This is a genomic window from Psychrobacter sp. Sarcosine-3u-12, assembly GCF_002836005.1.
Lineage (GTDB): Bacteria > Pseudomonadota > Gammaproteobacteria > Pseudomonadales > Moraxellaceae > Psychrobacter > Psychrobacter okhotskensis.
In genome coordinates this window covers 38441-54697 of the sequence record NZ_PJBY01000101.1, presented here as the reverse complement: position 1 = coordinate 54697, position 16257 = coordinate 38441, and the positions used below count along the sequence as shown (strand labels likewise).

The following is a 16257-nucleotide window of genomic DNA, read 5'->3' as shown; positions in this document are numbered from 1 at the left end:
CATTAAACTTTACTTAGTCTCGTTAAACAACTCACGACCAACCAACATACGGCGAATCTCACTAGTACCTGCGCCGATTTCATAGAGTTTGGCATCACGCCAGAAACGACCTAGCGGATACTCATTGGTATAGCCATTACCGCCAAAGATTTGAATGCCTTCACCTGCCATCCAAGTGGCTTTTTCGGCACACCACAAAATCACACTGGCGCAATCTTTACGCACATCTCTACTATGACCAGCACCGCGTTGATCGAGCATATCCAAATTCTTGCCAACGGTGTATAAGAAGCTACGACCTGCTTGCAGGATGGTATACATGTCCGCGACTTTACCTTGGATGAGTTGGAACTCACCAATCGCTTGACCAAACTGCTTACGATCATGGATGTACGGAACAACGTTATCCATCACCGCTTGCATAATGCCGATAGGACCAGCTGCTAATACCGCGCGCTCATAATCAAGTCCACTCATCAATACCTTAACGCCTTCGTTGAGGCCGCCTAAAATATTCTCTTTAGGGACTTCAACATTGTTAAAGGTCATCTCACCTGTATGGCTACCGCGCATGCCTAATTTGTCTAGCTTTTGCGCGGTACCAAAACCTTCCATGCCTTTTTCAACGATAAATGCCGTCATGCCTTTCGCACCCATTTCTGGATTGGTCTTAGCATAAACCACCATTACGTCCGCATCAGGACCATTGGTAATCCACATTTTGCTGCCGTTTAAAATGTAGCCACCGTCTTTTTCTTCGGCTTTTAGCTTCATGCTGACCACATCTGAGCCAGCGCCCGTTTCACTCATCGCTAGCGCACCAATGAATTCACCGCTAATGAGTTTCGGCAGATATTTTTGCTTTTGTTCCTCTGAACCATTGCGTTTAATTTGGTTGATACACAGATTAGAGTGCGCACCGTAGCTCAGCGCCACGGACGCAGAAGCGCGGCTAATCTCTTCCATTGCGACCATATGAGCGACGTAGCCCATATCAGAACCGCCGTACTCTTCAGGAACAGTGATACCATGCAAACCTAAGTCACCCATCTTTTGCCACAAATCCATTGGGAATTCATCGCTGCTGTCAATCTCAGCCGCACGCGGGGCAATTTCTTTCGCTGCAAACTGCTGTACCACATCACGTAACGCGTCGATATCTTCGCCAAGCTGAAAATTCAATCCAGGTAAACTCATAACTATTCCTTGTATTTTGATGTTTTAAATATTAAATATTAATTCGTCTTTAAAGCCATTATATTTTTAGCGCATTTAATTAGGACTGACGCTTATTGATCAACGCACGGGCCACGCTTGACCCATTGCGGCGACCTAGAAACTCACTGATACGCTCGCCAGCTACGACCAGTCTATCCAAGTCAATACCAGTACTGATACCCATGCCATGCAGCATATAGACAACGTCTTCGGTAGCGACATTACCCGTTGCGCCTTTGGCATATGGACAACCGCCAAGCCCAGCCACTGAGGTATCGAATTCGCTGACGCCCATCTGTAGTGCGGCTAAGGTATTACTGACTGCTTGACCATAAGTATCATGGAAATGGCCTGATAGCATAGCGATGTCGGCATATTCTAAAGCGGCTTGTAGCGCGCGCTGTACTTTCAGCGGCGTACCTACCCCAATCGTATCGGCAATACCAATCTGTTCTGAACCAATCTCAACCAAACGCTTAGTCACATAAGCCACTTGGCTAGGGTCAATCTCGCCTTCATAAGGGCAACCGACCGTGCAAGAGATAACACCGCGCACTTTGATGCCCTGCTCTTTTGCGGCAGCGGCAACGGGTGCAAAACGTTCAATACTTTCATCAATACTGCAATTGATGTTTTTTTGACTAAAGGTTTCACTGGCTGAGCCAAAAATTACTATTTCATCAGGACGATGTACAATGGCATTTTCAAAACCGCGCATATTTGGCACGAGTACCGAATACATAACGTCATCATGCCTATTATCTGCAAGCGCGGTCATTAGCTCACTGTTGTCGCCCATTTGCGGCACCCATTTTGGCGAGACAAAGCTGGTCGCCTCAAGCTTCTTGACGCCTGCTGCGATTAAATCGTTGATAAGCGTTTGCTTAACCGCCGTCGGTACCGTCATGGCTTCGTTTTGTAGGCCATCACGTGGGCTGACATCCACGATGGTGACATGGTCTGGATACGAATGGCTCATGGTTATTATCCTTTTATTGTTCTTATACTTCAGTTCTTAAGCTTCGCTAGCTTCTGTGTCGATGCGCAGTAACTCATCACCATCAGCAACCGAGTCACCCGCCGCAAATAACAATTCTGCCACCACGCCGTCAGTTGGTGCGGTAATGGTATGTTCAATTTTCATCGCTTCAATAACGGCAAGTGGCTCGCCTTTTTTCACGCTATCGCCGACAGCCACTTTGAAGGCAACGACCTGCCCTGGCATTGGTGACTTCAAACTACCGACCGCTGCAGACTCTTCGCCCACATGTGCCATAATATCAATCAGCGTAATCTCGTCCCGACCGCTATCTGTGAACACATAAACGGTCTCATTATGTACCCAACTTTGAGCACTAATACGTGCGCCTTCTAGCCATAAAGTATGATTGTGTGCGTCACTGCTGGCGTAGCTGACTTCACCTTCATAAACACTCTCTGTCTGAGCGGCCACATTGACATTATCTTGAGTGTCGTTACTCGCGATCTCTTTTTCAATGGCCAACGTAAAGCTGCTGAGAGTATCGCTACCCTTTTTGCTGTCAGCATCATTCGCATTGTGCCAATTACTAATACGGGCGCTATAAGCTTGTTCATCATATATCAAGCTAAACGATCTTGTGTAATCGTTATAAGCACGGAAACCAGTAGGCTTACTAAAAGGATCTGCATCTGCGTCTCGTGCAATCCCTTCACTGGCAAGCTGCTGCGCAATAGCCGTCACAGCAAGCGTCGATAATTTAAGCGGATGCTGATTAAACAGCTCGTCCGCCTCACGCTCTATCAGTGCGGTATCGAGATTGGCTTGACTAAATGACTCAGTATTTAGAATATAGCGTAAAAACGCCACGTTAGTCGGCAAACCAACGATGCGTGTTTGTCCGAGTGCTCGATCGAGTTTCGCTAATGCTTGCTCACGAGTGGGCGCATGAACGATAAGCTTGGCAATCATAGAGTCGTAGAACGGGCTAATGACATCACCCTCGCGTACCCCATCATCGATACGCACGCCTGCGCTGTCGTTATTAATAACAAAGGTGCTATGCTCAGGTTTTTGATAAGTAAATAAAGTACCTGTCGCTGGCAAAAAGCCATTGTCAGGGTTTTCAGCACAGATACGCGCTTCAATCGCATGACCATTAATTGCCAGCTCATCTTGCTGCTTAGGTAATGGCTTACCCGCTGCGACCAAGAGTTGCCACTCGACCAAATCGACACCAGTAATGGCTTCACTGACTGGATGCTCAACTTGCAAACGGGTATTCATCTCCATAAAATAAAAATTCATGGAATCCTCGCGCTGCTCAACGATAAATTCAACGGTACCTGCGCCGAAATAATTAACCGCACGCGCCGCTTCAATAGCTGCTGTTCCCATCGCTTCACGCATGGCAGCATCAACACCTGGAGCTGGCGCTTCTTCTAATACCTTTTGATGGCGACGTTGTACCGAGCAATCACGCTCAAACAGATGCACATAGTTGCCGTGCGTATCACCAAATACTTGAATTTCGATATGACGTGGTTTTAGAGCGTACTTTTCAATCAATACTTGATCATTGCCAAAACTGGTGATGGCTTCGCGGCGACATGAGTCTAGTAAGTCAATAAAATCGCTGCTCTGCTCAACGATACGCATGCCTTTACCGCCACCGCCGGCACTGGCTTTAATTAGTACTGGATAGCCAATGCTATCCGCTTGCTGTTTTAAAAACTCGGCATCTTGATTGTCACCATGATAACCCGGTATTAGTGGCACGCCAGCGGCTTCCATCAAACGCTTGGATTCAGACTTGCCGCCCATCGCGCGAATCGCATCAGCGGATGGACCAATAAAGACCAGTCCTGCATCTTGACAGGCTTGCGCAAAATCGGCGTTTTCACTTAAAAAACCATAACCGGGGTGAATCGCTTGTGCACCAGTCTCTTTAGCAATCGCAATGATAGCGTCGCCTTTCAGATAGCTGTCTTTGGGAGATGATCCGCCCAAATAAACTGCTTCATCACAGACAGCGACATGCTTAGTCTCACGGTCGGCATCAGAATAAACAGCGACGGTGTTTACACCCAGACGCTTGGCAGTCGCTGCAACACGGCAGGCAATTTCACCACGGTTGGCGATTAGAATTTTAGAAAACATAACTATCCCTGTGTCTTGTCGTTTTTATTTATCGGCTTGACTATCGTTTTTTACTACTAGTCTGCCATTAGCCAATCAGGTTTACGCTTTTGCAAAAAGGCTTGCACGCCCTCTTTGCCTTGCTTTGATGAGCGGATATCAGCGATACCTTTGACCGTGTCAGCAATCAGCTCATCTGTAATAGGCGCACCAGCAACATCATGTAATAGCTGCTTGCAGGTTTTTACCGCATCAGGGCTGTTTTTGACCACCTTGTTACAGAACGCAGCCACTTCATCGCCTAGCCACTCTTCGCTAACACGCTCATGGATAAAGCCAAGCTGACGCGCCTTTTTGGCATCAAACACTTCAGCACTTAAGAAATAACGCTGCGATGCTCTAGCGCCTAGCGCGCGGATAACATAAGGACTGATAGTGGCAGGTGCCAACCCTAAACGGACTTCACTGAGGCAGAAATTAGCAATTTTGACCGCAATGGCTACGTCGCAAGCAGCGACCAGACCCATGCCACCTGCGTATACATCGCCTTGAATAGCCGCGACTGTTGGCTTAGGACATTCATAAATAGTCTTAAGCATTTGCGCCAATTTATCAGCATCCGCTAGATTCTCTTCATAGCTATAATCTGCCATCGCGCGCATCCAGTTAAGATCCGCACCAGCACAGAACGCTTTACCAGCAGCCGCTAAAACGATAACGCGTACTTGCTCATCATTACCAAGCGTCTTGAAAGCATGGGTCAACTCAGCAATCATTTCGTCATTAAAAGCATTACGTATCTCAGGGCGATTTAATGTTACCGTAGCCACGTGCTGCTCAATATCGACCAATAGGCTTTTATAATTATTCATATAGGTTTTTCTCAATGTTTTGTGGTAACTTTTGCATGTCTTTTTTTACGGATAATTTTGCGTAATGTTCTTTTTTACTTCTAACACCGTCATTCTATCTTCGAAAAGAAACGGGTGACTGGTAGAAATTTTCGCAGCCTCTGTCGGCGTAGGCACAGCACACAAGAAAATTTTTCACCAAGCGCGTGCTGACCTTAGTAACATAGTCTATTTTGTAAACTAAAGCACTCACTCATCAAAAGTAAAATATCAGTCTACATTCTAAAGACACCATAAGTAGTCTCTTCAATCGGGGCGTTATAGGCAGCGCTTAGGCCTAACGCCAGTACGTTACGCGTATCGGCAGGATCAATCACCCCATCATCCCAGAGACGTGCCGTCGCATAATATGGATGACCTTGCTCTTCATACATATCAAGAATGGGCGCTTTAAATGCGGCCTCATCTTCTGCACTCCACTCCTCGCCTTTACGGTCGAAGTTATCACGTTTGACGGTTGCGAGTACTGAGGCTGCTTGCTCACCGCCCATCACCGAGATACGCGCATTTGGCCACATCCACAAGAAACGTGGGCTATAAGCACGGCCACACATGCCGTAGTTACCAGCACCAAATGAGCCACCAACGATGACAGTAAATTTCGGTACTTTCGCGTTAGCCACCGCCATCACCATCTTGGCACCATGACGGGCAATACCTTCGTTTTCGTATTTACGGCCGACCATAAAGCCGGTGATGTTTTGTAAGAATATTAGTGGAATTTTACGCTTACAGCACAGCTCAATAAAGTGCGTGCCTTTTTGCGCCGACTCACTGAATAAAATACCGTTGTTGGCGATAATACCGACTGGCATACCCTCGATATGAGCAAAACCACAAACCAGCGTGGTACCAAAGCGCGCTTTAAACTCATCAAAGGCACTGTCATCGACGATACGAGCAATGATTTCTTTGATATCAAAGGGCTTACGCTTATCCGTTGGAATGACGCCGTATAGCTCTTTAGCATCATAGCGTGGTGGACGTGGTTTGATTTGATTTGGGATTTGTTTAGCAGGACGGTTGAGATGACTGACGATATTACGCGCAATCGATAACGCATGAGTGTCGTTTTGCGCCAAGTGATCCACTACTCCTGACAGACGGGTATGCACATCACCGCCGCCCAAGTCTTCAGCAGTGACCTCTTCGCCTGTTGCCGCTTTTACGAGTGGCGGACCACCCAAAAAGATGGTGCCTTGGTCTTTAACGATGATAGACTCATCACTCATCGCTGGTACATAAGCACCGCCTGCCGTACAGCTACCCATAACGACAGCAATCTGCGGAATACCTGCAGCGCTCATATTCGCCTGATTAAAAAATATACGCCCAAAGTGCTCTTTATCTGGGAACACGTCATCTTGGTTGGGTAAGTTTGCACCGCCTGAATCCACTAAATATACACAAGGCAAATTATTTTCTTGAGCAATCTCTTGCGCCCGTAGATGTTTTTTGACCGTCATTGGGTAATAAGTGCCACCCTTCACCGTGGCATCATTACAGACAATCATACACTCAGTGCCGTTAATGCGGCCGATACCCGCAATCACGCCAGCAGCTGGAATCTCTTCGCCATACATATCGTGAGCCGCCATCGGGGCGACTTCTAAAAACGGCGTGCCGACATCCAGCAGGCGCTCAACACGCTCACGAGGCAGCAGCTTGCCACGCGCTAGATGCTTAGCACGCGCACGCTCTGAACCACCTTGGACGACTTTACGCAAGTGCACATATAAGTCATCGACCACCGCTTGCATAGCGGCACTGTTTTGCTGAAATTCAGCAGCGTTTGGACTCAGTTTACTGGTTATGATAGCGCTCATGATATCCCTTTTCTTTTATACGTAAATGCGAGTAGCTTTTTATGTTATGCGAGTTATTTTAACTGTTGTTTATTTTAAGCGTTACTCACATGATTAATCCGTGATTTTCAGGTCTGGTTATTTCAGACCTAATAAGCAAGCTTACTATAAGCCTAGCTCTTCTTTCATCTGTTCGATAATTTTATATTTTTGAATTTTGCCAGTGATGGTCATCGGGTATTCGGTCACGAAGCGATAGTAGGTAGGCACTTTATAATGAGCGATATGCTCGCTACAGAACTGGCGCACTTCTTCTTCAGTCAGGCAATCAGGCTCTTTAGGAATAATCCATGCCGCAAGCACCTCACCATAACGCTCATCGGGGATACCAACAATTTGCACATCACGAATTTTTGGATGGCGATATAAATAGTTTTCAATCTCAACTGGATAAATATTTTCACCGCCGCGAATAACCATGTCTTTACTACGACCAACGATTTTGACATAACCATCTTCATCCATGGTGGCCAAATCACCGGTATGCATCCAACCATCTTGAATGGCTTCGCGGGTTTTAAAGCGACTGCCCCAATAGCCTTTCATCACTGAATAACCACGGGTCAATAGCTCACCAGTCTCACCTAAGGGTACAATCTCACCCGTTTCAGTATCAACGACTTTTACTTCAAGCGCAGGTTGCACCAAACCAACGGTCGATACTTGCTTCTCTAACGGCGTATGCTCATTGGTCTGGCAGGAAACGGGACTGGTCTCAGTCATGCCATAAGCAATGGTGACCTCACTCATATGCATCTTATCAATGACACGGCGCATGACTTCAATCGGACAGCTAGAGCCGGCCATAATGCCAGTACGCAAAGTCGATAAATCAAAATTTTCAAACTCAGGATGGTCAAGCTCGGCGATAAACATCGTCGGTACGCCATGCAAACCAGTACATTTTTCTTCTTCGACTGCTTGCAGGACTGATAACGGCTCAAAGCCATCGTTCGGATAGACGATACAGCCGCCATGCGTCAGAATCGCTAAGTTGCCGAGCACCATGCCGAAGCAGTGATATAAAGGTACTGGAATACACAGCCTGTCTTCTTCAGTGAGATTCATAGCCTCACCGATAAAGTAGCCGTTATTGAGGATATTGCGATGGCTTAACGTCGCACCTTTTGGCGTCCCTGTCGTGCCACTGGTAAATTGGACGTTAATAGCATCCGTGTTTTTAAGCTGGGCTTGACGCTCGGCAACCCGTGGATCGTTGGCATCGCCTTCCGCCATCCAAGCAGAGAACTTCTGCATAAAACCAAACGCTTCATCAGAGTCTGGCTCATCAATCCAAATAATGCGTTCAATGGTTGGAATCTCGACCAAATCAAGCTGAGTATAATCTTTATGATAAATCTCGGGACACAGCTCACGGATGAGACCTGCATAGTCGCTGCTTTTGAAATGGCGCATGAGCACGAGTGCTGAGCAGCCGAGTTTATTTAACGCATATTGCAGCTCAAAGGTACGATAGGCAGGATTAATATTGACGAGGATAACGCCGACTTTCGCGGTCGCTAATTGCATCAAGAGCCATTCAGCATTGTTGTGCGACCAGATACCGATGCGATCACCAATCTCAAGTCCCATCTCAATCATACTACTAGCCAGCTGATTGACATGCTGTTGTAACTCACGATACGTCCAGCGGATATTTTGATGGCGCACGACCAGTGCTTCACGCTCTGGATATTTGGAGACAATCGCATCAAAGAAATCACCGATAGTCGCCTCAATCAGCGGCACATCAGGACCTTTATCATAGCTTTGGGTAAGTGGCGCATTCGCTGAGCGCGCGCCCATATTGATGCTGGGGATATTATTTAGAATGGTATCAAAATCAGGATTTTTAGTCATAACGAGTCCTTTCGTTTTACTTTATACGGTGCTAATGAGTTGCGTGTGATTAGAGCTTTTTCCGTTGTACAGCTCTTACCTAGCATGTCGCTACTATACCGTTATCAATGAAAGGCTGTCAATAATAGTAATACACTACGTATCATTTAAAAAGAATATATAAAATTAACGTATCATTGATTACCAAATGACCATTCTTTTATATGAATTACATTAGAAAAGCCAGCCTTATACCATAATAGTATAAAGCTGGCTTTTCCAGTTATTATTAATAGTACACGCTTATTCTAGGAGCAGTTCTTCTATCATTTGTTCGACGATTTTGTATTTCTGAATTTTGCCAGTGACGGTCATCGGATATTCATCAACGAAGCGAAAATAGGTTGGTACTTTATAATGAGCGATATGGTCACGACAAAACTGCCTTACCTCTTCTTCACTTAAGCTACTTTGCTCTTTTGGAATAATCCACGCCGCCAATACTTCACCATACTTTTTATCAGGTACGCCGACGATTTGCACATCACGGATTTTAGGATGACGATAGAGATAGTTCTCAACTTCTACTGGATAGATATTTTCGCCGCCACGAATGATCATATCTTTACTACGCCCAACCACCGTGATATAGCCATCTTCGTCCATCGTTGCCAAATCACCCGTGTGCATCCAACCCTCCTGAATGGCTTTTCGGGTTTTAAAACGGCTGCCCCAATAGCCTTTCATGACCGCGTAGCCGTATGTCAGTAATTCGCCTGTTTCTCCAATCGGGACGACTTCTCCAGTTTCGGTATCGACGATTTTGACCTCAAGCGCTGGTAGCACCATCCCCACTGTAGATACTCTTTTTTCAAGTGGCGTTTGCGAGCTGGTCTGACAAGAAGCTGGACTGGTCTCGGTCATACCATAAGCAATGGTCACCTCGCTCATGTGCATCTTATCCATGACACGGCGCATGACCTCAATCGGACAGCTAGAGCCGCCCATGATACCCGTGCGCAAACTGGACAAATCAAAGCTATCAAATTCTGGATGATCGAGTTCCGCGATAAACATCGTCGGTACTCCAAGCAGGGCAGTACACTTTTCTTCTTCCACCGTTTGCAATACTGTCAACGGATCAAAACCATCATTGGGATAAATTGCGCAACCACCGTGGGTCAAAATAGCTAAGTTGCCACCCACCATGCCAAAGCAGTGATAAAGCGGCAATGGGATACATAGCCTATCCTCCTCTGTCAGCCTCATTCCTTCGCCCATAAAATAACCGTTGTTCAAGATATTGCGATGCGTTAAGGTGGCGCCTTTGGGTGTGCCGGTTGTGCCACTGGTAAACTGTACGCTAATAGCATCAGTATTCTTAAGCGAGGCTTGGCGTTCCGCTACGCGAGGGTCGTTTGCATCTCCCTCTGCCATCCACGTAGAGAACTTCTGCATAAAATTAAAGTCATCATCGCTTTCTGGTTCATCAATCCAAATAATGCGCTCGATGGTAGGAATCTCGACCAAATCAAGCTGAGTATAGTCTTTATGATAAATTTCAGGACATAGCTCACGAATCATTTGCGTATAGTCACTGGTTTTAAAATGACGCATCAATACCAAGGCCGAGCAGCCCAGTTTATTCAGCGCATATTGCAGCTCAAACGTTCGATAAGCAGGATTGATATTGACTAAGATGACGCCAATTTTTGCTGTTGCTAATTGCATCAGCAACCATTCAGCATTGTTATGCGACCAAATAGCGATACGATCCCCTATCTCAAGTCCCATCTCAATCATGGCACTTGCCAGCTGATTGACTTTTTCCTGTAGCTCGCGATACGTCCAACGGATATTTTGATGGCGAGAAACCAAGGCTTCATGCTCAGGATATTTATTGACAATAGCATCGAAAAAATCTCCGATGGTCGCTTCAATTAGCGGTACATCAAGTCCTTTATCATGGCTTTGGGTGAGTGGTGCATTCGCTGAGCGCGCGCCTATATTAACTTTGGGAACATTATTGAGAATACTGTCATTAAAAGTATTGTCGGCATTGGTGAGCTGAGTCATAACGAGTCCTTTCGTTTTACGGTTGAGGTTTTTTTAGCAGTGCTATAAAAATAGGCTACCAAAGTAAATGTGATATTTTTCCTTGAACAGTTTTTAACGCATCCTCTTTATCGCTATAGATTTATCACCACAGATTGTGATTAAACTAAACTAAGTTCTAACCAATAATACAGTGCTTTAAATTAAAGAATATCAATAATAATACGATATGTATCGATATTAGACTGAAGCGTTCTTAAGTCTAATATCGATACAAGAGATGTGGTACATGTGAATAAAAAAAGCCAGCGCTCCCTTAGGATGGCAACACTGACTTAACGTTAGAAGCTTTTCTTTTAACCATTACGATTTAAGTATAACGGGCGCTTTAATCGTTACTGTCGCACTGACTTCATTGTTATCATCTAACAAATTCATGATTAACTCTTCATCCGTTTCAGTAGTTATCTGCCAATTACCTGCCGCTTGCGGTACGCCAGTAACCATGACAGAGATGGCTTTATTTTTTAGACGAATCATCGGAGGCTTATGCTCATAGCCGTCGTGGTCATGACCTAAAATATCATCGGCAATGGTCGCAGCTTGCGCACGCAGCGGTGCAACATAACGACAAGCGACGCCATTGATAGACATGCAATCACCAATGGCGTAAATACTAGAAGTATTAGTACGCAACGTTGTCGCATCAACCACGATACCGGTACGTCGATTGAATTCAACGCCAGCAGCAGCAGGCAATTTATCATCAACCGTCAGCCCGGTACTGGCAATGACATGGTCAACGATTAATGGTTCGGACTGCGAAGACACTGTGTTTTGTGCATCTAATGGCTCATAGCTGACTTGTAACTTTCCAATATTGTTGCCATCACTTATTCGAATAACTTCAGTTATCTGATAGCCGCCCAAAAAGTTAATCCCTTGTGATTTTACCGCCCCTGCAATACGTGCCGTCGCTTTTGACGGTAGCATTTGTGAAAGCGGTGCATCATTTAAATCAATCAGCGTTACTTGATGACCAGCCTTGAGTAAATCCTCGGCGATTTCTGTCCCAACCATGCCCGCCCCTACAATGGCAACGTGCTGACTGCCGCTTGCTAGCTTTTCTTGCAGCTGACCAAAACGCTCAATATGATTGACGTGCCAGACCAAATCCTTAGGCAAGCTTTTTGGGAAAATAGGATGTGCGCCCATTGCCAGTACCATCTTGTCATAGCTTATCGCTGTCGGTGTCTCCGACTGCGTGCTAGATGCAATCTGCAATGTTTGACTCACAGGATCAATATTTATCACATGCGTATTAGCCAGCAACGTCACTTGCGCAGCCTCTGCGGCATCACTACCTGTAGCCCGCACCAAATCGGCGGCGCTTTTCTTCTGGCTAATCGCCATCGTTAGCATTGGTTTATGATAACGATCACCATTATCAGCAGTAATTAAAGTAATCGGAATGTCTTTATCTTTAGTCCGGATCGCATCAATCACGTGCCAGCCAGCCAATCCTGCGCCAACAATGACAATACCTGCCGATGGATTGCTCGCCACTACTGATGAATTTTCTACACTCATATTAGCTCCAATATCGTTTATAAATTATTTTAATTTTTGACATATTGGCTGCTATTGTATCAGTAAACAGCCATTCACTCATATATAGTCAGTCCTATATAAATCTACTGATATGCTGTGGGCACAAAAAAAGCGCCTATTAATAGACGCTATTGATAAATATTACTTATAAAAGGTTCAAATAACAAAGTAGCTGTTTTTAGTAGCCATCTCTAATGATTGAGAATCTTTGACAAGAACATCTGCGCGCGCTCACTTTTTGCGCCTTCAAAGAACTCATCTTTACTACAGTTTTCGACGATATGACCTTCATCCATAAAGATAATCCGGTTGGCGACCTGACTGGCGAAGCCCATTTCATGGGTCACACACATCATGGTCATACCATCACGGGTCAGCTCTACCATCACATCGAGCACCTCTTGAATCATCTCTGGATCAAGCGCAGAGGTTGGCTCATCGAATAGCATGGCTACCGGATCCATCGCCAAGGCCCGCGCAATCGCCACCCGCTGCTGCTGACCGCCAGATAGCTCCGCAGGATATTTCGCGGCTTGTACCGTCAGTCCGACGCGGTCAAGATAGGCCATGGCTTTTTGTTTGGCCTCGCTCTCTTTACGACCCAATACCTTAATCTGCGCGACCGTCAGATTATCGATAATGGTCAAATGCGGAAACAGCTCAAAATGCTGGAATACCATTCCCACACTGCTACGCAGCTTAGGTAAATTAGTCTTAGGTGCGCCAACAGAGATACCATTAACGATAATTTGTCCTTTTTGGAAAGGCTCAAGTCCGTTAACCGTTTTAATCAAGGTTGATTTCCCACTACCTGATGGACCACAGACCACGACGACATCGCCTTTATGGACATGAGCGGTACAGTCAGTCAGCACTTGAAAGTCGCCATACCACTTACTGACACTGTCTATTTCAATGACCATCTCATCAGTCGCATGACCATTATTTGTGACCAGTCCGCCAAAGTCATTTGTATAAGTGTCAGCACTATTTATCACTGGCTCATTCATCACTGGCTCCTAACCACATTATGTTCGGTAATCATTATTAAATAAAAGTACTTTAGTAAAAGTATCAGACTCAACCTATTCAACTAAAAAGCTTTGATTAAAACGCTTAAAACCTTAAGCGCTTTTGTAATTGCTGCACGCCGATAGAGGCGCTCAAGCTGATGATAAAGTAAATTGCTCCAGCACCTAAAATATAAGGCGTCAATAGACCCATCAACTCACCACGAACGTAAGCGGCGCGGAAAAAATCCGTCAAACCAATGGCAAAAACTAGCGTCGTATCTTGGAATAAGATAATACACTGCTGCAAAATCAGTGGCAGCATCTTGCGAAATGCTTGTGGCAAAATCACAAGGCGCATGGTCTGCCCATAAGTCATGCCCAAGGCTTTAGCGGCATTAACCTGTCCACTACCAATCGATTGGATACCAGCACGCACCACTTCTGAAAAGTAAGCGGCCTCAAACATCATAAAGGCGACGACACAAGAAGCAAAAGCGGCATCAAGCTGTAGGTACTTACCTGCTACCCAAAAATAAATCATCGGTACCGCAAAATAAAACCACAGCAGCACCAATAACAATGGTACAGAGCGGAAGTAATTAACGTATAACTTTGCTGGTATTTCAAGCGCTTTGATACCTGACAAGCGCATCAATGCCAATACCGTGCCTAAACTGATGCCACCAACAATCGCCAAAAACAGTACTTTTAAAGTCATGAGCATACCGCCCATGAGACCAGGATAAGCAGTAGCAAGTTCGGTCATCATACTCATTTCTGACTCCCTGCAATAAGCCCCGGCACACGCAGTTTGCGTTCAATAAAGCCCATAATGGCAATCAATGACAGGTTAAATACTAAATAGATAATCGTCGCATACGTATAAATCTCAATACTATTTTGCGTATACTCGCTGATGGTTTTGGTTTGGCTAATCAGCTCCATCACCCCCACTAAGGAAGCGACAGACGCGTTCTTAAAACAGTTGGTCAGCTCTGAGCTCAGCGGGGGCAAAATGATGCGGAAGGCTTGCGGTAACAGCACTTCTTTATAGACTTGTGGAATACTAAAACCCAGCGCGTAAGCGGCATTGATCTGCCCTTGGGGTAATGACTCGATACCTGTCCGTACCTGTTCGACGATACGAGCGGCGGTAAACAAACCAAGACCAATACTGGCTGAAAGCATGGCTGAAGTGTTGGGCGATAGGTCCCGATACCACCAGTCCTGTATCGCTGGTGTCAACCAGCCGGGGGCGATATAGAACCAAAAAAATAGCTGGACAAGCAAAGGAATATTACGAAAAAACGTCACATACGCCGTACCGATCGTCCGCGCGGTCTTATTGGGTAAGGTGCGCATGATACCAAAGACGGTACCGACGACCATGGCGATTGTCCAAGCAATACTACCAATCAATAGCAGCCAGCCAAGACCCGTCATCATCCAATGGATATAAAGCTCGCTACCGATACCGGTATGCTCAAAGAGCACACCCCAGTTCCAGCTATAATTCATGGTTGGCTCTCCGAGCAGCGATTGATAAGCCGACGCGCCAGATGGGTTTTACCTATGACTCTGAGCACGTCAGCAAGCTATGTGGTGGGACAAGGAACGTTATTGCGCAGTCGCAGCTTTAGGCTGAGCGCTATCATGCGGATTGGCAATCAAAGCTTTTAAGTTGTCTGACATCTCAAAGTTTAGATTGACGTTTTTCGGTGGAATTGGGTTCAAGAACCATTTGTCATAGATGCTATTAATCTCACCAGAACTATAAACATTGGCAAGCGCTTCATCGACCACGGCTTTGAACTCAGGATCATCTTTACGCATCATACAACCATAGATCTCAAACGATTGTGGCTCACCGACGATGACCCATTCATCAGGATTTTTTGCTTTGGCTTTTTCGCCAGCCAGCAAGACATCGTCCATCATAAAGGCATCCGCACGGCCGTTTTCTAGCATCAAGAAGCCTTCGCCATGATCTTTTGCTGAGATAATATTGGTATTCATTTTATTATCATCATTGTACTGACGGATGTAACGCTCTGAGGTCGTACCCGACGTGGTGACTAGGGTTTTATCCTTTAAGTCAGCAAAATCATTGATACCTGAATCTTTTTTGGTCAATAGACGAGTGCCGATTTCGAAGAAACCATTGGAGAACGCTACTTGTTTTTGGCGCTCTTCGTTGTTGGTCGTTGAGCCACATTCGAAATCTACCGTACCGTTTTGTACCAATGGGATACGGGTTTGTGAGGTGATCAGGTTATAACGAATTTTTAGATCGGGCATGTTTAACTTTTGCTTGACCGCTTCCACCACTTTCATTTCTAAATCATGGGCATAGCCGATAGGCTGATTAGGATCATCAGCGATATAAGAGAATGGAATAGAGGAGTCACGGTGACCGACGACGATAGTGCCTGAATCTTTGATTTTTTGTAGCGTACCGTTAGGATTTGCTGCCGCTTCTGTGGTGGTCGCATCGCCTGCTGCTGACTCGTCAGTGGTTTGGCTGCTATTATTACAGCCCGTTAGGGCTAATGCCATAAACGCAACCAGAGTCAACGGTTTAGAGAATAAGTAGGTCATGAGATACATCCTTTTATCACAATATTGAA

The 16257-nt window shown here is 45.6% G+C and carries 12 protein-coding genes; all 12 read right to left on the bottom strand.

All coding sequences use genetic code 11. The features are described 5' to 3' along the window. Positions 1–9 precede the first annotated feature (9 nt). The gene (locus tag CXF65_RS08895) at positions 10–1197 is read right to left on the bottom strand and encodes an isovaleryl-CoA dehydrogenase (RefSeq protein WP_101211777.1); all 1188 of its coding nucleotides are present in this window, start codon (positions 1195–1197) and stop codon (positions 10–12) included. A gap of 79 nt (positions 1198–1276) precedes the next feature. Further along, the gene (locus tag CXF65_RS08890) at positions 1277–2197 is read right to left on the bottom strand and encodes a hydroxymethylglutaryl-CoA lyase (RefSeq protein ID WP_101211776.1); all 921 of its coding nucleotides are present in this window, start codon (positions 2195–2197) and stop codon (positions 1277–1279) included. 36 nt (positions 2198–2233) lie between these two features. Further along, complete coding sequence (locus CXF65_RS08885; protein WP_101211775.1) at positions 2234–4357, bottom strand: acetyl/propionyl/methylcrotonyl-CoA carboxylase subunit alpha; 2124 nt, start codon at positions 4355–4357, stop codon at positions 2234–2236. A gap of 56 nt (positions 4358–4413) precedes the next feature. Further along, positions 4414–5208, bottom strand: a complete 795-nt coding sequence (locus CXF65_RS08880; protein ID WP_101211774.1) for an enoyl-CoA hydratase/isomerase family protein — start codon at positions 5206–5208, stop codon at positions 4414–4416. Between the two features lie 254 nt (positions 5209–5462). Beyond that, positions 5463–7073, bottom strand: coding sequence for a carboxyl transferase domain-containing protein (locus CXF65_RS08875; protein WP_101211773.1), 1611 nt, complete (start codon positions 7071–7073; stop codon positions 5463–5465). 144 nt (positions 7074–7217) lie between these two features. Then, a complete protein-coding gene (locus CXF65_RS08870; protein WP_101211772.1) occupies positions 7218–8972 on the bottom strand; it encodes an AMP-binding protein in 1755 nt (584 codons plus the stop codon). A gap of 282 nt (positions 8973–9254) precedes the next feature. Further along, positions 9255–11027 carry an AMP-binding protein gene (locus tag CXF65_RS08865; protein WP_101211771.1) on the bottom strand — a complete coding sequence of 591 codons (1773 nt, stop codon included), beginning with the start codon at positions 11025–11027 and terminating at the stop codon, positions 9255–9257. A 342-nt stretch (positions 11028–11369) separates the two neighbouring features. Then, complete coding sequence (locus CXF65_RS08860; RefSeq protein WP_101211770.1) at positions 11370–12596, bottom strand: FAD-dependent oxidoreductase; 1227 nt, start codon at positions 12594–12596, stop codon at positions 11370–11372. Positions 12597–12808: 212 nt separating this feature from the next. Further along, a complete protein-coding gene (locus CXF65_RS08855; RefSeq protein WP_173239201.1) occupies positions 12809–13540 on the bottom strand; it encodes an amino acid ABC transporter ATP-binding protein in 732 nt (243 codons plus the stop codon). A gap of 193 nt (positions 13541–13733) precedes the next feature. Then, positions 13734–14405: an ABC transporter permease subunit gene (locus CXF65_RS08850; protein ID WP_101211769.1), complete on the bottom strand. Its 672-nt coding sequence runs from the start codon at positions 14403–14405 to the stop codon at positions 13734–13736. Continuing rightward, positions 14402–15148 carry an amino acid ABC transporter permease gene (locus CXF65_RS08845; protein ID WP_025651659.1) on the bottom strand — a complete coding sequence of 249 codons (747 nt, stop codon included), beginning with the start codon at positions 15146–15148 and terminating at the stop codon, positions 14402–14404. The genes CXF65_RS08850 and CXF65_RS08845 overlap by 4 nt, the downstream gene beginning before the upstream one ends. Before the next feature lie 99 nt (positions 15149–15247). Continuing rightward, complete coding sequence (locus CXF65_RS08840) at positions 15248–16228, bottom strand: glutamate/aspartate ABC transporter substrate-binding protein (RefSeq protein ID WP_198015427.1); 981 nt, start codon at positions 16226–16228, stop codon at positions 15248–15250. Positions 16229–16257: the final 29 nt, after the last annotated feature.